Genomic DNA, 26918 nt, shown 5'->3' on the forward strand with positions numbered 1-26918 from the left:
ATGGATATAGAAACTTTCCCGAATCCGAATCCCGGCCGCAATTACACCATCCAGCATATACAGGAGGAATTCACCTCCATGTGCCCGATGACCGGACACCCGGATTTTGCCACTGTGGTGTTTACCTATGTGCCGGATGAAATCTGCATCGAGCTCAAGTCGATGAAGCTCTACCTGCACGAATACCGGAACAAGGGGATTTTCTTTGAAGCCGTGACGAACAAGATCTTTGAAGACCTCTACGGCGAGTTGAAGCCGCGTTGGGCCCGACTGGAGACGATTTGGCGGGGGCGGGGTGGTATCCGCTCGAATGTTGTGGTCGAGTCGCAGCAGGACGGCTATGAGGGCCCGAAAACCGAGCCTTTTCGCGGCTAGTCTGCCTGTCGGGTAGCTGCTTAAAAGGAGCTGGCGGCGGGGATGTGGTAGTGTTGAAGCAGGCGCTTCGTCGTGGCTGACATGGTCGTGGCGTCGAGGACGATCTCGGAGGCCGACATGTCGTGCATGAATCGAATCGAGTGGAAGCCATCCACGGGCGACTGCAGCGCGGTTTCGATGTCTTCGAGTGACTGGATGGCTTGACCGTTGATCTGGTCGACAATCATGTAGCGGAGGCTTTGGTAGCCTTCATTGTAGTCGTCGGGCAGAACCATGGTCAGCAGGATCAGGTTTTTTCGCGCTTCTTCCGCTTGGCGGGTACTGTAGTAGTCGAGCAGGAACGGCTTATCATCGCCGAGTGCCTGCATCAGGGGGCCGCTCAAGGGCTGAAACACGAGGCCGCCCGCCATGAGGTAGCGGGGCTTGCGATTATAGCGTTTCTCCACGATGAGGCTTTTTTCAAAGTCGGCTACCGGCATTTGGTAGCCTATGTCCTGCTCGCTTGCGTCGCGCCAGATTTTCATGGGGATGGCTTCGCCGGCGACGTGGGCGCGTGTGGACAGTCCGTCCATGGCCAGACGGCCATAAACCGGGTCGATGTATTTGCCCTCGCTGTCGATCGCAAAGCCGTCGATTTCAAGGATGATGTCTCCGGTCTTCAGGGTGTTGGCGGCGAGGCGCCGGCGTCCGACTTCGGTTACGAGTACGCCGACGTCGCGGCGGTCCAGGCCTCTCGACTGGAGCAGGGCGGGGTTTCTCGCATACATATAGTCGAAGTCGAATACGCCCATGGCTGCCGGGGTGTCGCGAGCATGGTTCTCAAGGACCTGGCGGATGACCGGGGCGGGTAGAATCGTCAAGCGTTTCGACTTGTTCGCAGAGGTGGTCAAGCCGATCAGGCGCTTGCCGTCGAAGACCACCTCGGACCAGCCGGCTGCATCGATCTCAGAAGAGACGAGGAGGTGCAGATGGTGGATATAACTGGTCTTGCTGCGACCGTTGTAGAGGCGGATGATTTCCGCGGCGCGTTCCTCAATCCGTCCAGAGTACCAGCGGTAGATCTGGAGGTTGCCTGATTGCGGTACGGTGTCCGCCAATTGGACCGCTTGCATGCCCTGCGAGAATTCCGCCTCCTCGACATCGAGCACTGCGATGTTGGCGTAGAAATCGACCCAAGACACGCTGGCGGTGTACTGACGGCTATGGCCTCCCTTTTTGACACGGCAGAGGTATTGTCCGGAGAGTCCGTCCGCTGTCGTCAGGATGCGGTGATCTCCAATCAGAATGCCGTTCTTTCGGGTTTGCGCGTTGCGGCTGTTCCAGGGAATATTGTAGTCATAGACTACCTTTGTGACTTCGATTTGAACGAGGGACTTGGCCGGATCGAACGCGGTTTCGGCGCTTGCCGGGATTAGACACAGGAGCGTGAGGAGTGTGGGGAGGCAAAGGAGTCGCAAGCAGTGGCGTTTAAGCATCGTCGTCCTCCATTCTGTGTGTGGCAGGGATGTTGTACTGCCGAATAAGGGCAGCGTCAGCGGCCTGAGCGGCCTCGATTTGAAGTGCTTCCTCGTGTCCGGACAGGAAGCGGAAGCGATGGAACTTGTCTGTGCTGGCATTGAGTGCCTGCTGGAGGTCGCGCATGGAATGAATTTCGACGCCGTTGACTTCCTTGAGGACCGAACCCGGGCTAATGCCGAAGTCGAGATTACTCGGGTGCTTGAGGATCTTCGATAAGACGACTGGCTTGCTGCGGGCAATCGATTCGGACTGGATATCGCGGTAGTGCAGTGCGTAAACGACTTCAGGGCTGACTTTCTTTCGCCAGTCGCGACCGAGCGATCCGAAGTAGTTGCTGCTCAGTTCGGTGAAGACCAGTCCGCCGACCAGCAAGTAGGGCGGCGCGTGGTATTGATTGCCGGAAATTCGATCCTCGCGGTTCGCGTAGATCGGGAGATCGATGGTATGCTCCGATCCCTCTCGCCAAATCTTCAGGCTGATTTGTTCGCCATGCTGGATTTGGTCGAAAAGCACTGCCGCGTGGACACGGTTGCCCTTGTAGCGGATCATGCCGTCGCTGTCGACCGGGTAGCCGGAGACTGCCAGGATAACATCATTTTCCCTCAGTCGTTGGTGGGTTTCCGGAAAGGGGTGCAAGAGGTGGTCGATTCGGACACCGATATCGTCCTGTGGCAGTTTGAGGGAGGCTCGGTGGGCCGGATTGATCAGGCTCATCGTGCTGATGCCAGCATCGGGAAAGCCGTCGTACTGGCCGTCCTCGATGTCTTCAAGAAAGTGCCGGATAATGCCGGGAGGAATGAAGAAGCCGGCATTTTCAAGGTCGGGTTTGCCCTGGAAGGAGACGCCGACCACTTGGCCGTTCTGGATGGCGGGGCCACCGCTGTTGCCCGGGTTGATGGCTGCATCGGTTTGGACGGCGAGAAAGCTGCGGTTGTAGATGTGGGCGTAGAGCTGCATTTCGATCCTTGAAATGACTCCTCGGGTGTAGGAAATCTGCCGGCCTCCGGTGGGGTAGCCGTAGGTGGTCACGGTGGAGCGCACTTCCGGCAACTCGCCGATAGGCAAGGGCTCTATCCCCTCGAAAAACTGCGGATCCGCTACCTTGAGCACGGCTAGGTCGCAATCATGTCCGATATACTCGATTTCCGCGCGGTAAGGCCGGGGGTCCTGGTAGCGGTGGACAATCAATTGCTTTGACCAGCTTACTACGTGTGCATTCGTCAGGATGCGCTCCCCTTCGATGACGAAGCCGCTGCCTAATCCGCCGCTGATACGGCTGAAACGCCAGGGCTCGACCCAGTCCGGGCGCTGGGTATAATTGACAATCTGGACGACAGCCTGTTCGGGCGGGGCGGCATGGATTCGGATCAAGCCGGCGAGCAGCAGGCCCAGAAGGAGGGGTAGCTTGGCAGTCATAAGGGGTGTTTGAACGATGCAGTTCGTCTGTTTAATCGATTTCCATGACGGCTTGTATCTCAACTGTCGTATCTTTGGGCAGGCCGGTGACGGCGACTGCCGCGCGCGTATGGCGACCGCGTTCACCGAGGATCTCGACTAGAAGGTCGGAGGCACCGTTGATGACCGCCGGACTGTCGGCAAAGCCGGGCACGCCGTTGACGAAGCCGTTGATCTGGACCACCCGCTGGATCTTGTCCAGGTTGCCGACATGCGCTTTCGCAACGGCGAGCAGATTGAGTGCGCAGACGCGGGCAGCCGCTTGTCCATAGGCCAGGTCGCGGTCGGCGCCGACTTTACCGGTATGGGTCATCTCGCCGTTGACCAGACAGATGGCGCCCGAGAGGTACAGGAGGTTCCCTATCTGTAGGGCCGGGACATAATTGCCGGCCGGGGCCGGTGCGGCTGGCAGTTCGATGCCGAGTTCGGAGAGGCGCTGTTCGGTAGTCATGCTCGAGAACCTCGAACATTGAACGTCGAACGTCGAACCTCGAAATCAGAAAATTCAGTGTTCGGCGTTCGATATTGGAAGTTCGAGGTTCTCATACGGTGCTTCACCTTCCGTCCTGGCAATAATCACTGCTCCAACCGTATCGCTGAAGACATTGACCGCGGTACGACACATGTCGAGGATGCGGTCGGTGACCCAGACCACCCCGATGGCTTCCACCGGTAGGCCGACCGCCGGCAGAATGACCGAAATTGCGACCAAACTGGCCGATGGAATCCCGGCGACCCCGATGCTGGTGGTGAGAGCGAGGAACACGACCAGTAGTTGTTGTCCGAGTGTCAGGGCGACGCCGCCGGCGGCGGCATAGAGCTGGGCGATGAAAATGACCACGACGCACTCATACAGGGCGGTGCCGTCCATATTGACGGTTGCCCCCAGAGGCAGGGTGAAGGAACAGGTCCGGTTCGAGACGCCGGCCCGTTCTTCCACCGTATCCATAGTCAGGGGCAAGGTGGCGGATGAACTGGCGGTGGAAAAGGCCGTCAGCAGAACCGGAGCCATCCCTTTGTAATGATCCTGCGGTTTGATCTTGCCGACGAATTTCAGGACAAGGCCGAGGTTGATGAAGAAATGGATCGAGAGGGCGAGGAAGACGGTGAGGAAGAACATCAGGATGGCGCCGGCGAGTTCCTCAAAGGGGGCGTGGTAGATGACCGGTGTCACCAGGCCGAAGACGCCGATTGGCGCGAAGCGGATGATAAACTCGGTCAGCTTTAGCATGACTTCCTGGGTGCTGTCCCAGAATAAGTGCTGGGCCGCCTGCTGTTCCGGTTTTAGCTTGCCGATGAAGATGCCGAACAGAATGGAAAACGTAATGACGCCAAGGAGCTGGCCGTTGTCGGTGGCGGCTTGTACGATATTCGGTGGAAACATACGCAGGAAGATTTCCACGATATCGGAGGCTCCCTTGCCTTCGACTTTGCCCATCAAGCCCTGGAGGGAGGCGGTTTCCGCGCCCTTGCCCAACATGGCGCCGGCGGTTTCCGGGTCCACTCTGCCCGGACCGATCAGATTGACCACGAGCAGGCCGACGATTACCGCAACGGCACCGCTGAAAGTGTAATAAATCAGTGTCTTCAGGCCCATTCGGCCGACGCCTTTGTCTGCTCCCAGACGCATGACGCCGCTGATGATGGAGGCGACGATCAATGGCACGATGATCATCTTCAGGGCATTCATGAAAAGTTTGCCCAGGAAGGTGCAAGTGGTCTCCATGGAGCCGGCCGCATCGCCCATGGATGGCAGGATGAGCAGTCCGAAGAGTAGGGAGAGCAGGAGGGCCAGCAGAATTTGCCAGTGCAAGCTCCAGCGTATAGGGTTGGCTGTCATGCGGCCAGAATCAGCAGGATCACTTCCAGATGCCAGACCGAAATGAGATTAGGGAGTTTCGACGATGTCGATCCGTGTGCTTTTGAACAGCGCCAGGACCTTGATGAAGTCCTCTTTTCGTAAGGGTTTGGCGATGTAGGCATCCATGCCGGCCTGCAGGCAACGCTCACGGTCTCCTTGCATGGCATTGGCAGTCATGGCTGAGATGAAAACGTCCCGTACCGAGTGGCCGCAGTCTCCGTTTCGTATCCTGCGTGCGGCTTCAAAGCCATCCATCTCCGGCATTTGGCAGTCCATGAAGACGAGGTCATAGGAGTTCGATTCGAGTTTCTGAAGGGCTTCCTCTCCGCTGCCGGCAAACTCGGTCAGGCAATTCATGCGTTCCAGGAAATGCTTTGCGACCTTTTGGTTGACGAGATTGTCTTCTACAATCAATGCGCGGATCCGCTTGCCTTGTTCCGCTGCAATCGGCGGTGTATTCTTGCTGGCTGTGCTGCCTTGTGTCGATTCCGGCTCCGGCAACCGTTGGAGCCGGTCCGGCGCAGTGCCTTTCAGCCGGTACTTGAGAAGGGGCAAGGTCATCTTGAATATGGACCCGACCCCGACCTCGCTTTCGCAGTCGACCCGACCATCCATGAGCTCCGCCAGCCTGCGTGAGATGGAAAGTCCAAGTCCTGTGCCTCCGAACATGCGTGACGTGGAGCCGTCTTCTTGGACGAAGGGTTGAAAAAGCCGGTTTCGGCTCGCTTCGGAGATGCCAATCCCCGTATCGCTAATGCTTATTTCGAAATTGATTCGTCCTTTCTTGGCAGGTGAAGTCGTGGTGCGTACGAGGACCCCGCCTTCGTTGGTGAACTTGACCGCATTACTGATTAAATTAGTCAGGATTTGCCGGATGCGGATCGCGTCGCCGATCAGCGCTTCCGGTAATTGGCCGCATTCCATCGTTAATGTGATTTTCTTCTTTCGAGCCTGCTCATTGTAGAGGAAGAGGCAGCTTTCCACCAGTTGCTTTGGGTCGAAGAGTTCTTCCATGACCTCAAGCTTGCCAGCTTCGATTTTGGACAGGTCGAGGATGTCGTTGATGATACGGAGCAGGGTGTCGGCGCTGACTTCAGCGGTTTCAACGAGTTCGGATTGCTCCTCATCCAGCTCCGTGTCCTTGAGGAGCGAGAGCATGCCGATCACCCCGTTCATCGGGGTGCGGATTTCATGGCTCATATTGGCGAGGAAGGCGCTTTTCAGGCGGGTTGCCTGTTCCGCCTCATTGCGCGCCGCCGTTAATTCCAGATTGGCGGATTCCAGTTCGGAGGCCAGCCGGGCGAGTTCGCGGTTGGCGCGGCTGAGGCTGTCTCGCCGGTCTTCCGTGAACTTGAGTTGTTCCACCAAAATCTCGTGCTGCAGGCGGATCAGTGCTTCCATCGGGATGAGCCCGACAAAGTGGTTGTCCTGGTCGATAAAAAGAATATCGTCGTAAAAGCAGTCTTTGCTGCGGTTGAACAGCAGGTTAAGGATCTGCTTCAGGTCGGCGTTTTCATGGATGAGAAAGGGGTCTGTGACCATGAAGTGCCTGACCGCCTTTTGTGCGTAAACGGCATGGCCGTGCCGGGAACTGAGCGCTTGGTTGATTCGCTGGGCCGAGCAGAGCCCGATCAGGTGGCCGTTGCGCATCACGGCCATGTATTGCACGTCCATTTCCCGGGACAAGTCGAACGCTTCCTCAATGGAACGGTCTGCATCAATCGTGGTTGAGTGCGCAACATATTCCCTAAGTGAAATCTGTTCGATCTTCAGCATGAATTATTTCGAGAGGGCTAGCATTATATACTGATTTACCCGTTCTGCAAAGCGTAAGGCTGCAGGAAATGTGACAATCTGGTAGAAACAGGCAATTTGCCTGTCAATGTTTCGATAAATTGACCCATTCGCCGGTTGGAATCTCCTCCGGTCGCACGGTGGGGCTATACCCTTTTTTGACTAAGCTGGAAAACCATTCGGTTGCGGGTTGGTAGGGGTCTTTTCGGCAAAGTGCGCCTAATTGCTTGCGGCGTTGGGTGAAGATGCGCCGGATGCAATCCTTGACCGGCGCGGGCAGGACGGAGGGCTGATCCTTTAGGTCCAGGCGGATCAAGGTGGAATCGACTTTCGGTGCCGGATAGAAGCAGTTGGCGGAAACGAGATGCTGGCTGTGTAACTTGTAGGCCGCCTGCAGGAAGATGGAAATTGCACCGAAGGTTTTGTTGCCGCAGGGCGCGACGTAGCGGTCTGCGGCCTCCTTTTGCAGCATCAGGACCATGCGCTCCGGTAGCGGACCTGACAGGACGGCATCCATCCAGGGTGTGGAAACGGCATAGGGCAGGTTTGCCACGATGCGGAAACTACTTGTATCTTCGGGCAGCTCTGCCCGGGGATGGTCGAGGCAGTCACCTTCGGTCAAATGAAGGCGTGTGTGGCTGGGCTGGATCCGCTCGCGGATGTGTGAGGCGAGGGTGCGATCCCGTTCCACTGCCCAGAGTTCTGCGCCGCTGCCCAGAATCGCTTGTGTGAGCGTGCCGAGTCCCGGACCGACTTCCACGACGCGGCTGCCGGGACCGATTTCCGCAAGCTCGATGGATTTGCGCACGATATTACCGTCGATCAGGAAGTTCTGCCCCAGTTTCTTGTTGGGGAGATGGTCGATCTGGGCGAGCAGTTCGCGAGTCTGGCTTGGGCTTAAGGGCATGGCGCTTCACTTGACCGTTGAACGTCCAACATCGAACATCGAATGTTAAATGGAGAAGAGGTACTCAGAATTCGAAGTTGAAAGTGCAATGTTCGATGTTCCTTAGGCGTTGTGAAATGCTTCCAGCAACTCTTCGGGATCTTCCGCTTTCATGAGGGCTTCGCCGACAAGTATGGCGTCGGCGCCGCAGGCACGGGCGCGTTCGGCGTCTTCCACTTCGAAAATGCCGCTTTCGCTGACTTTGACGATTCCGTCTGGAATGAGCGGTATTAGCATTTCGGATACGCCGACATCGGTCTTGAACCGCTTGAGGTCGCGGTTGTTGACGCCGACGATTTTCGGGTCGAAGCGTAGGGCCTTCTCCAGTTCGCGCTCTTCATGGATCTCGTAGAGGATGTCCAGGCCGGCGATGCCCGCTGCGTCGCGCAGGGCCTTGATTTCATCATCCTCCAAGGCGCGCACGATAATGAGGATGCAGCGGGCGCCCGCTTCGGCTGCTTCGACGACCTGTACGGGGTGTACCATGAAGTCCTTGCGCAGGCAGGGGGTCTTCCGGTTGTGGCATTCGAGGAATTCCACGACGTCCCAGAGGTCTTGCAGGCTGCCTCCGAAATAATCGGTATCGGTCAGGACCGAGAGGCAATCGGCTTCGGCGTTGATGTAAGTGCGGGCCTGTTCCACGGCGTCCAGTTCTGCCGCCGCGATCTGGCCTGCCGATGGGGAGCGTCGCTTGATCTCCGCAATAACGGACAGGCGGTCCTTCCGTGCCAGTGCTTCGAGGAAACTTCCACCCTGGGTCTGTAGTTGCCCCAGACGTTCCAGTTCGCGCTCGTGCACGGGGCGGATGCGGTCTTTCAGGTCGTGCCGCTTGGCGGCCATGATTTCTGCGAGTTTATCCATACGAAAAAAGTCCGCCGGGTACCGGCGGACTTTGTAAACTCTACATTTCTGGCGACGAAATCAAGACGCAGTTTCGAGCGTCACCGCCGCGCGGCGTGCGCCGACCCACTCGATGATCCGTGCGTCGTCCTGCTCGTAAGCCCAGACGGCGCGTAGGAATTCTGCGGGGTGGATGTTGTTGGTCTTGAAAAAGTTCCGGTCACCGCCGCAGCCGTACATTGTCTCGGGCGGGAGCTCGCCGCGGAGCTTGGCACGGGCCTTGGGGAGGATTCGGGGGAGCCAGACGATGCCGCTGACCTCGGCGTCCTTGGCTGGAAGCGTGGCCGGGTCGAGCTTTTGGTTGGAATGGAGCCCTTTCTGGATGGTGAGGAAATAGTCGCGGCGGGCTTCACAAACCATGAGGAAGGTTTCGAAGTCCGGTTCGCCTCCGCAAACGTAGTCTTCCGCGTAGTCATAGACGTCCATTGTGTTGAGGCCGATTAAGGCCATGCTGGCCAGGGTGTCGGCGTCGAAATAGCTGTCCGGTTCGCGGTTGCCGTCCCGGTAGAGTTGGACGGCTTGCTCCCATATGGCCTTGAGTCTCTTTTGGTAGCTGTAATTTTCCATAGGAGGGGCAAGTTTAGCATTTTTTGTCCTGCTGCAACACGCAGGAGGGATTTCTCTGGCCGGTCCGGCTGGATTCAATCGGGTTCTTGGGGGCTGTAGCCGGCCTTCCATGTCTTTACCGGTACGCATGCCGGCTTTTCCCCGTTGGCAAAGAACCAGGAGTCCATTGCATAGCGCTCACCGCTCGAATTTTCGCTGAGGGTCGCGGAGTTGTGGGGGAGTCGAAGTTGGAAAAATCCGCGGTGTGCCGGGTAGCTGGCGGTGTGGAAGCGGAGCAGCGATTCCTTTTGCAAGAGCAATAAGCCGACCGTGGTGTTGGCGGCTTCCGCGATGCAGTCGAGTTGCGGGCCGGTGGCGCCCTTGCGCTGGTTCCGGGCGTGGTCGGCCGAGGTCCCGTTTTGTGCCCCGATAATCGTCTCCATCGCTGCGATGGCGATGCGGACCCGTTCTCGCTCCTCCGCCGCGTTCACCGGGGGCGGACTGAAGATGGCCTCAATGGACTCCCACTCGGAAGGGCTGTACCCGAGGCGGGAGACGCTGCGGCAACCGGCCGAAGCGCAGACCTCGAAGTCCTCGACGCTGGGCTCATCCAGTGTGAAATGACTAAGGAAGGACTCCGGCCTGAGGTTGGCGCAGCTTGTGAATAAGACCGCCGTGGCCAGTAAGGCGACTATGACGAGACAACGCTGCATGCCCGGCTTACTTCTTGTATTTCAGGGCTGCGGCGATGAAATTGGCGAAGAGCGGGTGTGCTTGATGTGGCTTGGACTGGAATTCCGGGTGGAACTGTACCGCAACAAACCAGGGGTGTTCCGGGATTTCGACAATTTCCACCAAGTCGCGTTCCGGGTTGATGCCGGCAACGCGCATGCCGGCCTCTTCAAGCTTTTCGCGATAAAGGTTGTTGAATTCGTAGCGGTGGCGGTGGCGCTCCTGGATTTCCGTTTTGCCGTAGGCGTGGAAGCTGAAGCTGTCGTCGAGCAACTGGCAGGGACAGGCGCCGAGGCGCATGTTGCCGCCCTTGGTGGTCAAATCCTTTTGGTCGGCCATGATGTCGATGACCGGATGCGGTGTTTTGGGATCGAACTCGGTGCTGTTGGCGTCTTCCAGGCCTGCCACGTGGCGGGCGTATTCGATCACCGCGATCTGCATGCCCAGGCAAAGTCCGAAGTAGGGGGTGCCATTCTCGCGGGCGAACTTGGCAGCCGCAATCTTTCCTTCGGTGCCGCGGTCTCCAAATCCGCCGGGAATCAGGATGCCGTCGAGAGATGCGAGGTGTTTTTCCGGGTTCTTTTCGATTTCTTCCGCGTCGAGTCGGACAATGCGCACGGCGGTGTCGTTGGCGATGCCTGCGTGGGTGATCGATTCGTAGACCGACTTGTAGGCATCCTGCAACTCGATGTACTTGCCCACCACTCCGATTTCGACTTTGTGGCTGGGCGCCTTGAGGCGGCGAACCACATCGTGCCAGGCCTTCATCTCGTTGTCGGGCGCATCCAACTGGAGGTGAGAGACAATGAGGTCGTCCACATTTTCAGCTTTGAGTGCCAGAGGTAGTTCGTAAATGGAGGTTTCCACGTCGCACTCCTCAATCACGGCCTTGACCGGTACATTACAAAAGAGGGATAGCTTTTGACGCATCTCATTGGTCATCGGCTTTTCCGTGCGGCAGACCAGAATGTCCGGTTGGATGCCGATTTCGCGCAATTTGGCGACGCTTTGCTGGCTGGGCTTGGTCTTCAGTTCGCCGGCGGCCTTCAGGTAGGGGAGCAGGGTGCAGTGTAGGAAAAGCACGTCGTTGTGCCCGACTTCCAGAGCGAACTGGCGCATGGCTTCGAGGAAAGGCAGGCCCTCAATGTCTCCAATTGTGCCCCCCAGTTCGGTGATGAGCACGTCCACGTCATCGCCGCCTCCCGCATAGATGCGTTCCTTGATCTCATTGGTCACGTGTGGAATGACCTGCACCGTTGCGCCGAGGTAATCGCCGCGGCGCTCTTTCTGGATCACATTTTCGTAGACCTGCCCGGAGGTCAGGTTGTTCAAGCGGCTCAGTTTGCCGGAGGTAAAGCGCTCATAGTGCCCCAAGTCGAGGTCGGTTTCAGCGCCATCGTCCAATACATAGACTTCACCGTGCTGGAACGGGCTCATTGTGCCGGGGTCTACGTTCAGGTAGGGATCAAACTTCTGCATGCGCACGCGCAAGCCGCGTTGCTCCAGAAGCGCACCAATGGCACCTGCGGTCAGGCCTTTGCCGAGAGAGGAAACCACTCCGCCGGTTATAAAAATATACTTCATCTTCGTCTGTTGGGTCATGATGCGTTTATGTCAGCAGAGCTTCCGCCGCCACGGGCTCGCATTCAATTCGTCCCCTCTTTCCTATGGCAAACCCTTTTTGGCGGAATTCGATGTTCAATGATTCTCAATTAGTTCTGCTGTTTGAGTTTAAAATTTTGAATTAGAAATTGTAATTTAGAGTGGACCTTCTGCAATGAAAGCCTTAGCCATGCGGTAAATCCGTGCCATAGGAGGGCATTTCATGGGCCATTGCGTGATGCAAAGCTTGCTTCTTGAGATGCTTTCCAAAGGCTACGTGGTTTCACTCGACTGATAGACGTAAAAAGACGAACTTTAATCACCAGCGACATGTCCACACAGTGTTGTTTCCTAAAGTCCACAATCGGACGTAAAATCCTGATGGCCCTAACCGGCTTGGTGCTCGTGCTCTTCGTGCTCGGGCACATGCTCGGTAATCTCCAGATTTTCCTGGGGCCAGATGTCATTAATGCGTATGCTTACAAGCTGCACCATGTCCTGCCGACTTCGGCGCTTTGGGCGATCCGGGTTTTCCTGCTGGCTTGTGTGGGCATCCACATCTGGATGGCTGTCTGGCTGACTCTGGACAACCGGAAGGCCCGTCCGGAACGCTATGCCGAAGACAAGCCGGTTCAGGCCAGCTACGCTTCCCGTACTATGCGGATGAGCGGTGTGATCCTGCTGGCTTTCATTGTCTTCCATGTCGCGCACTACACTGCCCGTGTGGTGCCCAGCATGGAGTACAACGAGGCTTCGGTCCTGAGTCCGAACAGTGTGCCGTTGATCAAGCATGGTCATGAGGTGATCAAGAACGCCGAGCCTGTCTCCACTTTCAATGTCTACGACATGATGGTCGACGGCTTCCAGGTCTGGTGGGTTTCGATCTTCTATGTGATCGCGACCGGTCTGCTTTGTCTGCACCTGACTCACGGTGTCAGTAGCATGTTCCAGTCGGTGGGGCTTCGCAATAAGCTCTGGCGTAAGCGCCTGGATGTCGTGGCCCTGCTGTACGGCTGGGTTGTTTTCCTCGGTTTTGCGATTATCCCGATCGCGTGCATGACCGGTATCCTGAAGAACGATGCTCGTTTCATCGACGATGCAGCTGCGGCTGCTCCGGCTGTCGAGCACATCCTTGAGCAACACTAATTTCAGAAGGGACGAACAAAAATGAATCTGGATTCCAAAATTCCTGAGGGACCGCTCGCTGAAAAGTGGTCCAGCCACAAGTTCAAGATGAAGCTGGTGAATCCGGCCAATCGCCGGAAATACAACGTCATCGTCGTTGGTTCCGGTCTTGCCGGCGGTGCGGCCGCTGCCAGCCTCGCCGAGCAGGGCTACAATGTTTCCTGCTTCTGCTACCAGGACAGCCCGCGCCGTGCCCACAGTATCGCCGCTCAAGGCGGTATCAACGCGGCCAAGAATTACCAGAACGACGGTGACAGTGTCTACCGCCTGTTCTATGACACCGTCAAGGGCGGTGACTACCGTGCCCGCGAAGCCAATGTGTACCGACTGGCCGAAGTCAGCGCCAATATCATCGACCAGTGTGTCGCTTCTGGCGTGCCTTTCGCTCGTGAATATGGCGGCCTGCTGGCCAACCGCTCCTTTGGCGGGGCACAGGTCTCCCGTACTTTCTATGCCCGCGGCCAAACCGGCCAGCAATTGCTGCTTGGCGCTTACTCTTCATTGAGCAAGCAAATCGGCCTTGGCAAAGTGAAGATGTACAACCGCCACGAGATGCTGGACGTCGTCAAGGTCGACGGCCACGCCAAGGGGATCATCGTCCGCAATATGGTGACCGGTGAGGTTTCCCGCCATGCCGGGGACTGCGTGATCCTCGCGACCGGCGGTTACGGCAATGTTTTCTTCCTCTCCACCAACGCCCAAGGCTGTAATGTGACAGCTGCCTACCGTGCCTACAAGCGCGGTGCCGGCTTCGCCAACCCCTGCTATACGCAGATCCACCCGACCTGTATCCCGGTTCACGGCGACCAGCAGTCGAAGCTGACCCTTATGTCCGAATCGCTCCGTAATGACGGTCGCGTCTGGGCACCCAAAGATCGTGAGGTCGCAAAGAAGATCCGTGAAGGTAAGCTCAATCCGAACGAAGTCGCGGACGAAGATCGCGACTATTACCTGGAACGCAAGTATCCGAGTTTCGGTAACCTTGCGCCGCGTGATATCTCTTCCCGTGCCGCCAAGGAAGCCTGCGATGACGGCCGCGGTGTGGCCAGCACCGGTCTCGGTGTTTTCCTCGACTTCCGCGACGCGATCAAGCGCGACGGCAAGAAGGTGATCGAGGAAAAGTACGGTAACCTCTTCGAGATGTATGAATGCATCACCGGTGATGATCCTTACACCACTCCGATGATGATTTTCCCTGCTGTCCACTACACTATGGGCGGTCTGTGGGTTGATTATAACCTGGAGAGCACGATTCCCGGCATGTTTGTCGGTGGGGAAGCGAACTTCTCCGATCACGGTGCCAACCGTCTCGGTGCTTCCGCGCTGATGCAAGGTCTGGCTGACGGTTATTTCGTGTTGCCCTATACTGTGGGGAACTACCTTGGCGAGCAGGGCGTGGCCGCTGCCGGTAAGGTGACGACCGATCATCCCGCTTTCGACGAGGTCGAAGCCGATGTGAAGTCCCGGATCGACAAGCTCATGGCAGTCGGCGGCACCGAGTCGCCGCGTTCCTTCCATAAACGCCTCGGCCATATCATGTGGGAAAAGTGCGGCATGGCCCGTACCGAGCAGGGGCTTAAGGAAGCGATCGAGGAGATCCAGGCTTTGCGCAAGGAATTCTGGGAGAACGTCAAGGTCGTGGGGGACAAGGACAGCTTGAACCCCGAGCTTGAACGTGCCGGCCGTGTGGCTGACTTTATGGAGTTCGGCGAGCTGCTCTGCCGTGATGCCCTTATGCGAGAGGAGTCCTGCGGCGGTCACTTCCGTAGTGAGCACCAGACCGAAGACGGGGAGGCGGAACGTCATGACGACAAGTTCGCCTTTGCCGGAGTGTGGGAATACAAGGGCGACGAAGTCGACCCGGACCTGCATAAGGAGGAACTCGTCTACGAATACGTCAAGTTTGCCACCCGTAGTTACAAATAACCCGAACCGGATTTACAGCGATGGACAAAACAATGAATCTCACCCTCAAGGTTTGGCGCCAGAAGAACGGGAGTTCCGAGGGCAAGTTCGAGACTTACAAGCTCGAAAATATTTCCGAGGATTCCTCCTTCCTGGAGATGCTCGACATCCTTTCGGAGCAGCTGGTTGCCGAAGGCAAGGAGCCGGTCGCATTTGACCACGATTGCCGTGAAGGTATTTGCGGTATGTGCTCGATGACAATTAACGGCATCCCGCACGGTCCGGAAAAGGCCACCACTGCGTGCCAGTTGCATATGCGTCACTTCCATGACGGCCAGACCATCACCATCGAGCCATGGCGCGCAAAGCCATTCCCGGTGATGAAGGACCTGGTGGTGGACCGTACGCCGCTCGACCAAATTATTCAGTCCGGCGGCTTCATTACCAACCGTACCGGTAGTGCCGTGGACGCCAATGCCATGCCGATTCCGAAGGGAATCGCTGACTATGCGATGGATGCTGCGGCCTGCATCGGCTGTGGTGCCTGCGTGGCGGCTTGTCCGAATGCTTCGGCCATGCTCTTCACCTCGGCAAAGGTGGCTCACATGAACAGCCTGCCTCAAGGTAAGGCAGAGAAGGATCGCCGTACGCTCGCCATGGTTTCGACTATGGATGGCGCTGGTTTTGGTGGATGCACCAATATCGGGGAGTGTGAGGCTGTTTGCCCGAAGAGCATCTCGCTCGACATGATTGCGCAGCTCAACCGTGACTATACGACCGCCCAGGTTAAGAACTTCCTTCAGCCGATTGCGTAGTCCGTGGGGTAATACGTTACTCTTTTTCTCAAAAGGCCGCGAAATGCGGCCTTTTTTGTGCCTTATTGTAACAAATTTCCTAAAAGGATGAAATTTTCATAACCAAAGTTTACCGAGGATTTGTCTCGATTTAAAACTGTGCTTTGTTACTGTCTAAGTGCTTATTACAAGTCACTTATGTGTTATCTGTGGGCATTTCCCGCATTTCTCAAACCTAACCATACAACTGCAAACCTATGAATATCATGAATAAGCTCCTCGGGGCTTCTGCACTGACAGGTATGATGTTCCTCTCCGTTGCCCAGCTTTCTGCTGCACGTAACGTTGACGAGGGCAAAAACTTCACGGTGTCAGACTCTCCCAACACGACGGTGTTTAATCTTCAAACACCTTCCATCAATCGTCACATACACGATTTTAACACGAATAAGGCTGCGGCTCCGGCTGCCCAGGCTGCTCCGGTTGCACAAGCGGCGCCGGCTCCTGCGGCCGAGGACTGCACTCCCGGTACGGTGACCGATTATGTGGACAAGTATCTTGTCCGCTTGGAAAAGAGCGCACCGGCTCAAGTGGCCCTGAACGAGCCCTACACCTACAGCTACACCGTGACCGCCAAGGACAAGGTGAAGAAGGTTGTGGTCGAGGAAGCTATTCCTGAAGGCACCACTTATGTGTCCAGCAGCCCTGAAGCTGAAGTGAAGGGCAGCTCCGTCACATGGACCCTCTACAATCTGGAAAAGGGTGATTCTGTGCCGCTTAGCCTGACTGTGACTCCGACTGCTGTCGCCGAGTTGAGCAATTGCGCAACGATCGAAGCGTACCCGGAAGCTTGCACCACCACGACTGTGGGTGTGCCGGAACTGGCTATCGTGAAGTCGACTCCGGATGAGCAAGTTCTGCTCAATGCCGGTGTGCCGTGGAATATTACAGTGACCAACACAGGTAACTTCTGTGCCTATGACGTGGTTGTCACCGATACACTGCCCGCTGGCGTGGCCCACGAAAGCGGCAGCAGCGAGCTGGTGACCGAAATCGGAACCCTTGCTCCGGGGGAAAGCCGTGACATCACGGTCAATACCACCGTAACTGCAAAGGGTGAGCACTGCAATGTCGCGATGGTCTCTTCCTCGAATGCTGGCTCGGCTCAGGACGATGCATGCATCAAGGTTGTCGAAGCTGGCCTCGACGTGGTCAAGGACGGCACTCCGATGCAGTTCGTTGGCAAGCAAGCCTCCTACACCATTACTGCCACCAACACCGGCGATGTGCCGCTTAGCGATGTGGTCGTGACCGATACCGTGCCGTCGCAGAACAAGCTTCTGTCGGCTCCGGGTGCACAAATCGACGGCAACACCGCGACTTGGATCACCTCTCTGGCTGCAGGCGAATCCAAGAAGTTCGAGCTGACTGCTCTCGGTCTTCAGGATGGCACTTACTGCAACCAAGTTGCTGCGGATTGTTCGGCTTATGGTCTGAGCGCTTCGGATGACGCCTGCACCGAATGGCGTGGCTATCCGGCCCTCCTGATCGAGGTGATCGATACGGAAGACCCGCTTCTCGTTGGTGAAGAAACCACCTACATCTTGCAGATTACCAACCAAGGTACGGCTCCGGATACCAACGTCACACTCAATGTGGCACTTCCGTCCAACCTCGAAGTGGTCTCTGCTTCAGGTGCCACTCAAGGCACCATCTCCGGTCGTAACGTGAGCTTCGCAGCATATCCGGTACTCAAGGCCAAGGAAATCATCGAGTTCCGTGTCAAGGCCAAGGCTGTCACTGAAGGTGACGCCCGTTTCAAGGCACAAATGAACTCCGATCTCCTTAAGAGCCCGGTTCCGGAAGAAGAATCCACTCAGGTCTACTAAGACCCGACTGGTCGGATCTTTCAGAGGCGTCCGCATGTGCGGGCGCCTCTTTTTTTGGTTCATTGCCGATGAGGGGGAGGTCTGAGATTCGGGCAGGCTGATCGGCTTTGGGAGCCCCCGTTCCAGTAGTCAACTTTTCGTGTCGACATGCATGCTTAAATTGACTCATCTATGTGAAGTTATGGCGCGCCGGAAATCGATACGTCCACCGGAGGAAGACTTCCCGATGACTCCGATGATCGATATGGTGTTCCTGCTTCTGGTCTTTTTCATGACTGTCAGTACCTTGGCGCAGGCGGGGCGTCGGGTGGAAGTGGCGCTGCCTGAGTCTTGGGAAAGCGAGGTCCCGAAGGACTTGTCGAACAGGGGAACGGTTTCAATCGACGAGGCGGGGCATATCTACGTCGGATCGGTACGCGGAGACCTCGCCGCGATGAAGAGCGTGATACGGCAGTGCCTGGAGGAGAAGCCGGATCTTCGCATCCATGTGCGCGCGAGCCAGGAGACACCCTTTAGCCTTGTCCGTAAGGTTTTGAAAGGATGTGCGGAGGCAGGCGCCTATGAAGTGATTTACGCGACCTATCAGGCCCGGTAGCCATGGCGAAGCGAAAGCCTAGAACGGAAGAAAAGGTTGGGGTGCCGATCGCACCAATGATCGACGTGGTCTTTCTGCTGCTGATCTACTTCATGGTCTCTTCGACCTTGGAGCGCCAGGAAGCAGACCTCTCGTTCCGTTTGCCGGGGACTGTGGAGCAGGAGCAGCCGTTGGATATACCGGATGAGCAGGTGATTGAGATCCGGGAGGACGGGCAGATTGTGGTCAATGACTATCCTTATGATTCACCCGAAGCAGGGCGACTGGTGGAACTCGCGGCGATGTTGACACGCTTCCAGGAAGCGAGTGTCGCCAATAAGGTTGAAGCCATCGTTACGATCGAGCCCGAGGACACGGTGCCACACCGCTGTATCGTGAAGGTCATGGATGCCTGTGCGAGTGCAGGCATTGAGGCCGTGAATTTCGCCCTCGGCGAAGAAGGCTAGGTCATGACGCCTATCGTCTTCAGAAGTGTGGAGACGTAGGGGATCAGTTGCTTCTTGCGGCTGACGATACCTTTTAGATCGTAAATGTTGCTTTGGCCTCTCTGAGGGTAATTGATCTGGGATCTAAGCTCATCCCCTCCGGCCACTACCAGTAGTGAATCCTGTGTATTGATGTCAGTGACGAGGAGTAGGCTGAAGAGCAGGTCTTCGGAGGCACGGTATTCCTCGAGAGCTGATTCAAGCTCGGCTTCCTTGCTCCAGAAATTGTTGAATCCGAGCTCCTCGATTTGCGAAACCGAGTAGCGGATTTCGCCTTCACTGTAGATCTTGCAGTCGGAGCGGATTACGTCCTTCGGCTCATTGTTGATAATGACAGAGCCGGATGAGAAAATCAGTTCGGCCAGCGCTTTGGCATCGATGCCGGCAATGGGGGACAGCCAGTCCAGTAGCTCGCCTTCGAGTGGAGTGGTTGTCGGACTGTTGAGCAGGAGCGTGTCGGAGATGATTCCCGCCATCATGACACCTGCGATGCCGGGCTCCGGGGTCAGGCCGTCTGCACGAAAGAAATCGGCGATGATCGAGCAGGTGGATCCCACGGGCCGATTAATGAAAAGAATGGGTTGGTCTGTGGGGATGTTGCCCAGGCGGTGGTGGTCCAGGATCTCCAGTATTTGGACCTCGTCAGCGCCGTTCACGGCCTGCCCGAGTTCATTATGGTCCACCAAGGTGATCCGCGTCTTGCTCGGGCGCAGAATGTCACTCTTGGAGAAAACGCCGATGAGACGCTTCTTCTCGTTCGTCACCATGTAGAGCGGGTCGTTCAGGTTGGCGATCCGGCGTTTGACGGAAGATATCTTGTCTTCCTTGGTGAAGCAATTGACATCCGGCTCAATCAAGCCGCCGATATGCGTGGCTGTACGAATGATCCAGGAAGTCGTGGCCGAATCGAATGGGCTGACAATCAGCGAGACATTGCGCTCTTTGGCGCGCTCGACCATGTCCTCGTCGACTTCCAAGCCGCCGGTGATAACCAGCAGGCGTACTCCCAGTTGTAGGCAGCGCTCTTGGATATCCCAGCGGTCGCCGACCACAATGATGCTTTGATTCGAAGGGGTTCCTTGTTCCTTGTGGTGTGTGCCGAAGGAGCGGATATCCATAGCGCCCACGCGGACGTAGAGATCTTCCATCTTATCTTCTTCGCGTGTATGAAGCACCTTTGCGTTCAAGGAGCGTACGATTGCGCTGATACTGGTACAGACCCGCCGCATGGCACGTGGCTCTTTGGGCTTGGGAATGAAAAACTCCCCCAGTTGGAATATGGAAACCATGCCTTCGATATGGCCTTTTTCGTCGACCACCGGCAGGGCGCGCACATCGTACTTATCGATCAGCTCCAGGGCCTCGGCGCAGGTGCTGTTGCGGGTCACACTCCGGACTTTGGTGCGCATGATGTTTTCCACGCGCGGTGTGATATCACCCATGAAGCGGGGGAGCGGTACGTTGAAGCGTTCGAGGATAGCATCCACACGCGCATTGGAGTTCCCGCAGCGTGCCGCGACATAGTGGGTTTCGCCTTTGGCGTGCTTGTAGGCTTCGTAGGCAATCGCCGAGCAGATCGCATCTGCGTCAGGATTCTTATGGCCAATGATATAGACCGGGTCAGGCATAATAAATTTGTTAGCACCTAAACCGGCATTTGCGGTCGAAACAATGTCAAAGTGTGTGTGCTGGACAAAGAAAAACCCGGACTCAGGCGAGTCCGGGTTTCGTGTGAAGTATGTGAAAAGAATTACCGGCTGTATTCCGGAGCCTTGACGATGTTTGCTTCGTCGTGAACATCCGTCATTTTCTCCGTCGGCTTGCCGTCGGTGGTATTGACAAGCTGTCCGTCCTCCCCGAGCAGGTCGTTGTAGAATTGTACGTGGCCATCCAGGAAGGCGATGTGTCCGCCAAGTCCCCAAGGTGTATCTTTACCCCATGTTCCAGTGGTTGTGTCCAAACCGCGTGTCCATGAGAGGGGCGTTGTGGATGTCGGGTCGTTGCCGCCTGCGCCAAGCGCAAAGTCATATCCGACAGGGACTTCATCATTCCAACCGTCGGTTACATTGAAGACGTTGCTGGTGTCGCGATAACCGATGGAGGCTGGCAATTCTTGAGTTTGCTCGTACTCGGAAACGGCCGGGTCTGACTCGATGATCCAGATCGAGGCATCCGTCAGATCGACCTGTTCTGCCAGGAATTCCGCGATTGCCGCCACCGATTGGCGTTCAATCTTAGTTTTCGTGATGGTACGTGATTTGCCGCCTGAAGTCGAGTAGGTGGCATACGAGACCGCAATGGAGCGAATATTGGCGGAAGATTTCATCTTGTTCGCAACTTCCTTCACCTTGCCGACTGCGGGAATCAGAATCGCGGCAAGAATACCGATAATTGCGATAACAGTGAGCAGCTCAATCAGGGTAAAGCCTGAACGGGGGGATTTTATTTTATTCATAAGTAGGTTATAAAAACGGTTTGGAGTTCAGTGATGCAGACGCCCGTTGTGCCTGTATGCTGCTGAACGTAGGCTAGAACTGGCGCTAAGTCCAATTTTTTTTAATAAGGAAGTGGATACTTCTGGCAGAGGGAAAGCGCGATCTGACGGGCCTTCTCGATGCATGTCTCATCTTCGGGGCTACTGAGCACCAGATCGATCGCTTCCGCAATTTGAAGCATGTCTGCCTCGACCATGCCACGGCTGGTGACTGCGGGGGTTCCCAGACGGATACCGCTGGTTTGGAAAGGACTGCGTGTTTCTCCGGGCACGGTGTTCTTGTTGGCTGTGATATGTGCCTTATCCAGTGCGATTTGGGCGACCTTGCCGGTCAGTTCCGGATCCTTCTTGCGAAGGTCAATCATCATGAGGTGATTGTCGGTGCCGCCACTGATAATATGGTGGCCTTTCACCATCAGGGCTTCGGCCAGGGCCTTTGCATTGGCTGCGATCTGCGTTTGGTACGACTTGAAGCTCTCGGAGGCGGCTTCCTTGAAGCAGACTGCCTTGGCTGCGATCACATGCATGAGCGGGCCGCCCTGGATGCCGGGGAATACCGCTGAATCAAGCTTCTTGGCGTGTTCGGCCTTGCACATGATCAGGCCGCCACGTGGTCCGCGTAGGGTCTTGTGTGTCGTGGTTGTGACAAAGTCGGCGTGCGGGACCGGGGAGGGATGGATGCCGGCGGCCACGAGACCTGCGATGTGCGCGATGTCGGCCATCAGGTAGGCGCCGACTTCACGTGCGATTTCTCCCATCCGGGCAAAGTCAATGATGCGGGAGTAGGCGGAGGCCCCGACTGTGATCATCTTCGGCTTTTCTTTGCGGGCGGTTTCGGCGATACCTTCGTAATCGATCAGGCCGTCTTCTACGCCAACGCCGTAATTCACGACCTCGTGGTAGATCCCGCTGAAATTCATGGGGTGACCATGGGTGAGGTGTCCGCCATCGGACAGGTTCATGGTCAGGATTTTGTCGCCCGGACGCAGCACTGAAAGATAAACTGCGGCGTTGGCTTGGCTGCCGGAGTGGGGCTGCACGTTGGCGTGGTCCGCACCGAAGAGTGCCTTGGCGCGCTCGATGGCCAGTTGCTCGACCACATCGACTTGTTCGCAGCCGCCATAGTAGCGCTTGCCCGGGTAGCCTTCGGCGTACTTGTTGGTCAGTACGCTGCCTTGGGCTTCCATCACGGAAGGATAAGTGAAGTTTTCGGAGGCAATCAGTTCGATATGGTTCTCCTGTCGCTGGCGTTCGGCGGCGATGGCGGCGGCGATTTCAGGGTCCACGACTTGGAGCGGATTCGGATTGAGTGCGTTCATTGCGGTTTCAGTGCTCATGGCTGGAAATGTATGTAAGAAATTGAAGTGTAAGGCAGCGATTAGAACGGCCAAGCCCAGCTTTTCGAGCGTTTCTTTTTCTCGAGTGGTGTGGTGGCTGTTTCGGTCGCTTCGGTCTTGGGTTGGGGCGCGCCCTCTTCGGCTGCGGGCTCGGCGACGACCGGCATGGCTTCTTCGGCGCTTGCGCTATCGCTCGCCGCTTCGGTTTGCTCTGCAATCGCTCGGTTTTCGCTCCAGAAGGGCCACCACCAGGGATCGCTGTTGCTGGTGGTTTCGAATTCGGTTTCGACCAGTTCCTGTGGGGATGGGGGAATGGAACCATCTTCGCCGAAAGGCCAGGCCCAGCGCATGAAGGTGCGGCCCCAACCGGAGGCTTCCGCTTCTTCCGGGGGGATGCCCGCGGCTTCAGCCATGGCCACCAGCTGGCGGGCGACTTCTTCACGTCCCTGCAGGTGGGTTTGGAGTTTTTCCGGTTCCGAGGGGACTGCCGGGTAAATCCTCGTGGGGACCCCGTCCAGTGGGCGGCCTGGTTGGTATTCGTAGAGTACGAAGCCCCATCCCACAGGACTCAGGATTTCCCGTAGCCCGTCGTCCCAGCGCAGGAATACGTCCTGCCCCGACAGGAGCCAGCTGCCTTCAAGGTTGCGGTCTGCAGTTGTACTGAGGCCTCCAAAGCGGCCGATTGTGATGCGCTCGTAGCTGCCTTTTTGCGGGATGAGCCATTCGCCGCGATAAAAGCTGCGGGCCACTTTGCGGCTCGAAAATGCAATCCCGCCGCTGCTGAGCTCTTTTTCCTCCTTGTACTTGGCCAGCCAGCTGGCCGGCAGGTTGGGCTCGCTGGTTCGGGTGGCTGTTATGTACTCGCCGGAATCCTCCTCAATCGCCTCACCCGGTTCGATTCGCTTGTAGCTGAAGCCGCGTTGGTTTTCTCGGAGGATCGAGTAATGGCCGCTATCCCAGGATATGTGTAACTCGCTGCCTTGCTTGGCCCAGGCCCCGCGGAGACCGCTGGGGTCATTTTCCTGGGCGGACCATGTACTTGCGGCTGAGCGGTTGGGTTCGACATAGACATAGTGGCTGTCGGTGCCGTTGCCGATTTTCCAGATTCCAAAGAAGCCTTTGGCCTTGTCCAAGTCCGAGGCGACCTCTTGTTCGCGGACGGGTGGTTTTGCCCATTGGCCCAGCACTTCCTTGGGGACTTGCTGGGCGGGGACGGTGTAGCGAAGGGTTTGGTTGGCATCGTAAGCGCTGATGCCGTATGCAAGATTGTCCCGTTGGATTTGGTGGGAACTGCCATCGGGCCAGCTCAGGATGGCGACTCCGTCTTCCATGCGCCAGCTGCCCTGGTAAACGGTGCGGTCCGCATTGTCGCCCCAGAAGTAGGATGCCAGCTGGTTCCGCTTCACGATGAGGATCATGGATCCCTCATCCGGGGTGTCGATCTGCCAAGTGCCCCGGTAGAGCTCTGCTTCGGTCTGTCCCACTAGGGATTGAAGCAGGAAGAGGGAGAAAAGACTGGTCAATATGAGGTAGCGGCGGTCGAAGAAGCATTTCGCCCGCGCTGAGCGCAAGAATGAGATCATGTGAGGTGCATATTTTTGGCAGCTGCGACAGGCAAGTATTATTCAGTGGGAATTACAGCTGACCTGTGGCGCTTTTGCCTTATTTTGAGTGGTATCTGCCCAGATATTGGCTAATAGTTCTGGTTTATGTGCAAAATGAGGAACGTGATTCTGCTCTGCTTTCTGGTACTCTCGGCGGGGCATGCCGCACACAGGATTGAGCTGAAAGGTGGCGCTGCACTGCGAGGAGAGGTGATTCTGGAGCGGGCCGGTGTTTACTTTGTCGACCTAGGCTACGACATCGTTCAGGTTCCGAAAAGCGCCGTGAGTTCCCTGCAGGCCATTTCCGAGGAGGCTTCATCGATCGAGGTTCCGGTCCTCGGTGACAGTCTCTATCGGGTGGCGCAAGGGCAGGCGGACCAGCCTATCCGGGAATGGGTCAACCAGTTGGGAGAAGCGGTCGCCCTTGTGCAGACGCCGACCGGTCTTGGTTCCGGTTTTGTCATCCATCCGGAAGGTTATGTGGTAACGAATGACCATGTGATCGCCGGCGAACACCGGATCTCGGTTACGATTTTCAAGAACAGCGAGCGCCAACTGGAACGTGTGACTTACGATAATGTTCGGATTGTGGCCAGTAGCGCTGAACTGGACCTGGCTCTCCTTCAGATTGAAGATGGCGAAGCGGGGCCCTTTAAGACGGTGGCGCTGGCGTCCGTGGACGATGCCCTGAGAGAGGGGCAGACGGTGTTTGCGATCGGCAGCCCGCTGGGTTTGGACCGAACGGTGTCGGAGGGGATTATCAGTGTGGCCAACCGTGTGATCGGGGGGCGGCTTTACCTGCAAACTACGACTCAGATCAATCCCGGTAACTCAGGCGGGCCGCTCTTTAATCTGAAGGGGGAGGTTGTCGGCGTGAACAATATGAAGATCGCGGCAGTTGGCGCTGAAGGTCTGGGGTTCTCGATCTCTTCGCGGGTCTTGAAATCCTTTCTCGATAATCGCGACGCCTATGCGTTCGACCCACGTAATCCGAATGCCGGCTTTCGCTACTTGAGCCCACCTGCCATGCCCTCTTCCGCCGGCGAATGATGCCTCCGGGCGCGGGTTTTCATTTTCCTTTTTACATGTCTTATCTACGCAAACGCATTTCTTCCCTATTCGCGGTCAGTCTGGCCGCCGCCGGGTTGCACGCCGCCGAAGTCCTGCCGATCGCCGGACATATCAGCGATGAAGTGCAAGTCCTGGTCTCTTTTCGTGACCTTTCAGAGTCGCGTGAAACCTGGAAGTCGCATCCGCTACAGGCGGTTTATTCGGACGCGGACGTCCAGAGCTTTATCGGCGCGCTGCTGACGGAAGGGGGCCATCAACCGGACCCGGAAGCTGAAGAGGAAGACTTTGTTCAGGTGCTGAATGACGAGTTTGGGCTTAGCTTGGACGAATTCTTCGAGCTGTTCTCTGGCTATGCCGGACTTGGCTTTTTCGATGTCACCGATTCCATGTTGGGAACGGGGCAGGAACGCTCTGAAATGGCGCTCTTTGCCGAGTTCAGCGGTGATGCAGCCAAGTTGCGTGAGCTCATGCAGATACAATTTGAACGTAATGCGCGGCAGCAGAAAGAGGTGAACCCGTCGATGGAGCACGAGTGGCTCGAAGAAACCTTCATGGGGGAAACACTGCATTTCGATCAGGCTTTTGACGGAGCGGAGACCTACATTGAGGACGGATATGCCTTTGTGGACGGGATCTTCGTTCTGGCCACGCCGGAGTCCCGCTTGCGGTCGATGGTTGAAAGTATCAAAGGGGTGGGGCAGCCGAGCTTGGCGTCTTCGCCGAATTACTTGAGTGCCCGTGAACGGGGAGGCCGTGGAGATGTCAGCTTGTACGTCAACTTGTCCCGTATTATGCCGGCCCTATCCGCCAAGTTGGATGAGGCAGACGCAGCGGGGGGACTGGCCATGATGGGCGTGAGCCCGCAGTCGCTAAAAGATGCGCTGGGTTTGGATGCCATGCAGGCGGTTTTTCTTGATTGCGACTTGACCGAGACGGGAGTACAGACCGCCGCTGGCTTTCTTTTCTCGGAGAAACGGGGGCTGCTTTCATTACTCACATATGGTGATGGTCTGCTGCCGGAGGCTGTGTTTGTTCCCCATGGTGTGTTGTCGACTGCGGTCTCCAGTTTTGATACCGGTGCCATGCTTGCCGAGCTGGAGCGTTTGTTGACAGTGGCCAGCCCCAATCTTCCCCATCTCATGGATATTCAGTTCCTAGAGATCCAACAGCAGACAGGTGTGGATGTGCGTTCCGCCGTATTGCAGAACTTCGGATCCGGTTTGGTCTCGTTGGCGTCCTTGGATGAAACGGAAGCGGTGGGGGATGCTCCTGCGCAGGCGCAGCAACTGTTTGTGCTTAACTTGCGGGATGGGGCCGCCTTTTCCCAGGCTCTGGAAGCCTTCAAGGATTTGGCTCCGGCTGTTCGCGCACATATTCAGGAACAGGAATTCGAAGGGCAGACCATTTATACCATCAAGGGAGCAAGCACGCCGAATGATGCGCATGATTCGGTGAATGATTTCAGCTATGTCGTCACTCGCTCCCACCTCTTTCTCAATGTGGGGCGCATCGGCCTACTCCAGAAGGCGCTTGCCAGCTTGGAGGATGGGGATGACGGCTTCTGGGGCGCGGAGGTGACGGAGCGCTTCTTCGATTCGATTGCTGCTCCGAATGCGGTATCCCGCTCCTATTTGGATTTGAACCAATTCTCCGATACCTTGCTGGGTTCGCTTCAGTATACCCTCGTGCTGGGGGGCATGGGCAAGCAAGTGGATCCGGAGACTTTGCCGAAAAATCTCGATTTGCCTTACGTGCTTGTGTCGGAATTGAATGAGGAGGCGCACGGGTTCTTTGTCCGTGCGCAAATACTTTTGCGGGAGGAGGACTGAC

23 protein-coding genes are annotated in these 26918 nt (G+C 56.7%); 9 read left to right on the forward strand and 14 right to left on the reverse strand.

Annotation, left to right across the window (positions count from 1 at the left end; all coding sequences use genetic code 11):
- Positions 1 to 375 carry a preQ(1) synthase gene (gene queF / locus O2597_RS14125; protein WP_269525896.1) on the forward strand — a complete coding sequence of 125 codons (375 nt, stop codon included), beginning with the start codon at positions 1 to 3 and terminating at the stop codon, positions 373 to 375.
- A gap of 20 nt (positions 376 to 395) precedes the next feature.
- Here the strand turns inward: queF and O2597_RS14130 are convergent, their stop codons facing one another.
- The 10 genes from O2597_RS14130 to pyrG form a co-directional block, all read right to left on the reverse strand.
- A complete protein-coding gene (locus O2597_RS14130; protein WP_269525897.1) occupies positions 396 to 1850 on the reverse strand; it encodes a PDZ domain-containing protein in 1455 nt (484 codons plus the stop codon).
- Positions 1843 to 3309: a S1C family serine protease gene (locus tag O2597_RS14135; RefSeq protein ID WP_269525898.1), complete on the reverse strand. Its 1467-nt coding sequence runs from the start codon at positions 3307 to 3309 to the stop codon at positions 1843 to 1845. Before O2597_RS14135 ends, O2597_RS14130 begins: the two co-directional genes overlap by 8 nt.
- 31 nt (positions 3310 to 3340) lie before the next feature.
- Positions 3341 to 3799 carry a RidA family protein gene (locus tag O2597_RS14140; protein WP_269525899.1) on the reverse strand — a complete coding sequence of 153 codons (459 nt, stop codon included), beginning with the start codon at positions 3797 to 3799 and terminating at the stop codon, positions 3341 to 3343.
- A 54-nt stretch (positions 3800 to 3853) separates the two neighbouring features.
- Complete coding sequence (locus O2597_RS14145) at positions 3854 to 5188, reverse strand: dicarboxylate/amino acid:cation symporter (protein ID WP_269525900.1); 1335 nt, start codon at positions 5186 to 5188, stop codon at positions 3854 to 3856.
- A gap of 48 nt (positions 5189 to 5236) precedes the next feature.
- A complete protein-coding gene (locus O2597_RS14150; RefSeq protein WP_269525901.1) occupies positions 5237 to 6985 on the reverse strand; it encodes an ATP-binding protein in 1749 nt (582 codons plus the stop codon).
- Between the two features lie 103 nt (positions 6986 to 7088).
- Entirely contained in the window at positions 7089 to 7910 is an 822-nt protein-coding gene (rsmA, locus tag O2597_RS14155; protein ID WP_269525902.1) for a 16S rRNA (adenine(1518)-N(6)/adenine(1519)-N(6))-dimethyltransferase RsmA, read from the reverse strand.
- A gap of 102 nt (positions 7911 to 8012) precedes the next feature.
- Positions 8013 to 8810 carry an indole-3-glycerol phosphate synthase TrpC gene (locus O2597_RS14160; protein ID WP_269525903.1) on the reverse strand — a complete coding sequence of 266 codons (798 nt, stop codon included), beginning with the start codon at positions 8808 to 8810 and terminating at the stop codon, positions 8013 to 8015.
- A 60-nt stretch (positions 8811 to 8870) separates the two neighbouring features.
- Entirely contained in the window at positions 8871 to 9416 is a 546-nt protein-coding gene (locus O2597_RS14165) for a DUF5069 domain-containing protein (RefSeq protein WP_269525904.1), read from the reverse strand.
- A 74-nt stretch (positions 9417 to 9490) separates the two neighbouring features.
- On the reverse strand, positions 9491 to 10108 hold the full coding sequence (locus O2597_RS14170; protein WP_269525905.1) for a hypothetical protein: 618 nt from the start codon (positions 10106 to 10108) through the stop codon (positions 9491 to 9493).
- Positions 10109 to 10115: 7 nt separating this feature from the next.
- A complete protein-coding gene (pyrG, locus tag O2597_RS14175; RefSeq protein ID WP_345783018.1) occupies positions 10116 to 11711 on the reverse strand; it encodes a CTP synthase in 1596 nt (531 codons plus the stop codon).
- A gap of 348 nt (positions 11712 to 12059) precedes the next feature.
- Between pyrG and O2597_RS14180 the strand changes: the two genes are divergently transcribed.
- From O2597_RS14180 to O2597_RS14205, 6 genes are all read left to right on the forward strand, one after another.
- Positions 12060 to 12875 carry a succinate dehydrogenase cytochrome b subunit gene (locus O2597_RS14180; protein ID WP_269525907.1) on the forward strand — a complete coding sequence of 272 codons (816 nt, stop codon included), beginning with the start codon at positions 12060 to 12062 and terminating at the stop codon, positions 12873 to 12875.
- A gap of 21 nt (positions 12876 to 12896) precedes the next feature.
- Entirely contained in the window at positions 12897 to 14840 is a 1944-nt protein-coding gene (locus O2597_RS14185) for a fumarate reductase/succinate dehydrogenase flavoprotein subunit (protein WP_269525908.1), read from the forward strand.
- Between the two features lie 32 nt (positions 14841 to 14872).
- Positions 14873 to 15634, forward strand: coding sequence for a succinate dehydrogenase/fumarate reductase iron-sulfur subunit (locus O2597_RS14190; protein ID WP_269525909.1), 762 nt, complete (start codon positions 14873 to 14875; stop codon positions 15632 to 15634).
- 245 nt (positions 15635 to 15879) lie between these two features.
- Positions 15880 to 17502, forward strand: a complete 1623-nt coding sequence (locus O2597_RS14195) for a DUF11 domain-containing protein (RefSeq protein WP_269525910.1) — start codon at positions 15880 to 15882, stop codon at positions 17500 to 17502.
- A 181-nt stretch (positions 17503 to 17683) separates the two neighbouring features.
- Positions 17684 to 18097: an ExbD/TolR family protein gene (locus O2597_RS14200; RefSeq protein ID WP_269525911.1), complete on the forward strand. Its 414-nt coding sequence runs from the start codon at positions 17684 to 17686 to the stop codon at positions 18095 to 18097.
- A 2-nt stretch (positions 18098 to 18099) separates the two neighbouring features.
- Entirely contained in the window at positions 18100 to 18543 is a 444-nt protein-coding gene (locus O2597_RS14205) for an ExbD/TolR family protein (protein ID WP_269525912.1), read from the forward strand.
- Here the strand turns inward: O2597_RS14205 and O2597_RS14210 are convergent.
- The 4 genes from O2597_RS14210 to O2597_RS14225 form a co-directional block, all read right to left on the reverse strand.
- Positions 18540 to 20210 carry a putative manganese-dependent inorganic diphosphatase gene (locus O2597_RS14210; RefSeq protein WP_269525913.1) on the reverse strand — a complete coding sequence of 557 codons (1671 nt, stop codon included), beginning with the start codon at positions 20208 to 20210 and terminating at the stop codon, positions 18540 to 18542. The two genes, O2597_RS14205 and O2597_RS14210, sit on opposite strands and share 4 nt — an antisense overlap.
- Positions 20211 to 20332: 122 nt before the next feature.
- Positions 20333 to 21037, reverse strand: coding sequence for a pilus assembly FimT family protein (locus O2597_RS14215; RefSeq protein ID WP_269525914.1), 705 nt, complete (start codon positions 21035 to 21037; stop codon positions 20333 to 20335).
- A gap of 101 nt (positions 21038 to 21138) precedes the next feature.
- Positions 21139 to 22413: a serine hydroxymethyltransferase gene (locus O2597_RS14220; RefSeq protein ID WP_332108371.1), complete on the reverse strand. Its 1275-nt coding sequence runs from the start codon at positions 22411 to 22413 to the stop codon at positions 21139 to 21141.
- A 41-nt stretch (positions 22414 to 22454) separates the two neighbouring features.
- Complete coding sequence (locus tag O2597_RS14225) at positions 22455 to 23996, reverse strand: hypothetical protein (RefSeq protein WP_269525915.1); 1542 nt, start codon at positions 23994 to 23996, stop codon at positions 22455 to 22457.
- A 126-nt stretch (positions 23997 to 24122) separates the two neighbouring features.
- Between O2597_RS14225 and O2597_RS14230 the strand changes: the two genes are divergently transcribed.
- Both O2597_RS14230 and O2597_RS14235 read left to right on the forward strand, forming a co-directional pair.
- The gene (locus O2597_RS14230) at positions 24123 to 25067 is read left to right on the forward strand and encodes a S1C family serine protease (protein ID WP_269525916.1); all 945 of its coding nucleotides are present in this window, start codon (positions 24123 to 24125) and stop codon (positions 25065 to 25067) included.
- A 35-nt stretch (positions 25068 to 25102) separates the two neighbouring features.
- Positions 25103 to 26917 carry a hypothetical protein gene (locus tag O2597_RS14235; RefSeq protein WP_269525917.1) on the forward strand — a complete coding sequence of 605 codons (1815 nt, stop codon included), beginning with the start codon at positions 25103 to 25105 and terminating at the stop codon, positions 26915 to 26917.
- Position 26918 lies beyond the last annotated feature (1 nt).

This window comes from Coraliomargarita parva (assembly GCF_027257905.1).
GTDB classification, from domain to species: Bacteria; Verrucomicrobiota; Verrucomicrobiia; order Opitutales; family Coraliomargaritaceae; genus Coraliomargarita_A; species Coraliomargarita_A parva.

Coding starts and splice junctions, on each gene's coding strand:
- queF (WP_269525896.1), top strand. CDS start 1: ATGGATATAGAAACTTTCCCGAATCCGAATCCCGGCCGCAATTACACC.
- O2597_RS14130 (WP_269525897.1), bottom strand. CDS start 1,850: ATGCTTAAACGCCACTGCTTGCGACTCCTTTGCCTCCCCACACTCCTC.
- O2597_RS14135 (WP_269525898.1), bottom strand. CDS start 3,309: ATGACTGCCAAGCTACCCCTCCTTCTGGGCCTGCTGCTCGCCGGCTTG.
- O2597_RS14140 (WP_269525899.1), bottom strand. CDS start 3,799: ATGACTACCGAACAGCGCCTCTCCGAACTCGGCATCGAACTGCCAGCC.
- O2597_RS14145 (WP_269525900.1), bottom strand. CDS start 5,188: ATGACAGCCAACCCTATACGCTGGAGCTTGCACTGGCAAATTCTGCTG.
- O2597_RS14150 (WP_269525901.1), bottom strand. CDS start 6,985: ATGCTGAAGATCGAACAGATTTCACTTAGGGAATATGTTGCGCACTCA.
- rsmA (WP_269525902.1), bottom strand. CDS start 7,910: ATGCCCTTAAGCCCAAGCCAGACTCGCGAACTGCTCGCCCAGATCGAC.
- O2597_RS14160 (WP_269525903.1), bottom strand. CDS start 8,810: ATGGATAAACTCGCAGAAATCATGGCCGCCAAGCGGCACGACCTGAAA.
- O2597_RS14165 (WP_269525904.1), bottom strand. CDS start 9,416: ATGGAAAATTACAGCTACCAAAAGAGACTCAAGGCCATATGGGAGCAA.
- O2597_RS14170 (WP_269525905.1), bottom strand. CDS start 10,108: ATGCAGCGTTGTCTCGTCATAGTCGCCTTACTGGCCACGGCGGTCTTA.
- pyrG (WP_345783018.1), bottom strand. CDS start 11,711: ATGAAGTATATTTTTATAACCGGCGGAGTGGTTTCCTCTCTCGGCAAA.
- O2597_RS14180 (WP_269525907.1), top strand. CDS start 12,060: ATGTCCACACAGTGTTGTTTCCTAAAGTCCACAATCGGACGTAAAATC.
- O2597_RS14185 (WP_269525908.1), top strand. CDS start 12,897: ATGAATCTGGATTCCAAAATTCCTGAGGGACCGCTCGCTGAAAAGTGG.
- O2597_RS14190 (WP_269525909.1), top strand. CDS start 14,873: ATGAATCTCACCCTCAAGGTTTGGCGCCAGAAGAACGGGAGTTCCGAG.
- O2597_RS14195 (WP_269525910.1), top strand. CDS start 15,880: ATGAATAAGCTCCTCGGGGCTTCTGCACTGACAGGTATGATGTTCCTC.
- O2597_RS14200 (WP_269525911.1), top strand. CDS start 17,684: ATGGCGCGCCGGAAATCGATACGTCCACCGGAGGAAGACTTCCCGATG.
- O2597_RS14205 (WP_269525912.1), top strand. CDS start 18,100: ATGGCGAAGCGAAAGCCTAGAACGGAAGAAAAGGTTGGGGTGCCGATC.
- O2597_RS14210 (WP_269525913.1), bottom strand. CDS start 20,210: ATGCCTGACCCGGTCTATATCATTGGCCATAAGAATCCTGACGCAGAT.
- O2597_RS14215 (WP_269525914.1), bottom strand. CDS start 21,037: ATGAATAAAATAAAATCCCCCCGTTCAGGCTTTACCCTGATTGAGCTG.
- O2597_RS14220 (WP_332108371.1), bottom strand. CDS start 22,413: ATGAGCACTGAAACCGCAATGAACGCACTCAATCCGAATCCGCTCCAA.
- O2597_RS14225 (WP_269525915.1), bottom strand. CDS start 23,996: ATGATCTCATTCTTGCGCTCAGCGCGGGCGAAATGCTTCTTCGACCGC.
- O2597_RS14230 (WP_269525916.1), top strand. CDS start 24,123: ATGTGCAAAATGAGGAACGTGATTCTGCTCTGCTTTCTGGTACTCTCG.
- O2597_RS14235 (WP_269525917.1), top strand. CDS start 25,103: ATGTCTTATCTACGCAAACGCATTTCTTCCCTATTCGCGGTCAGTCTG.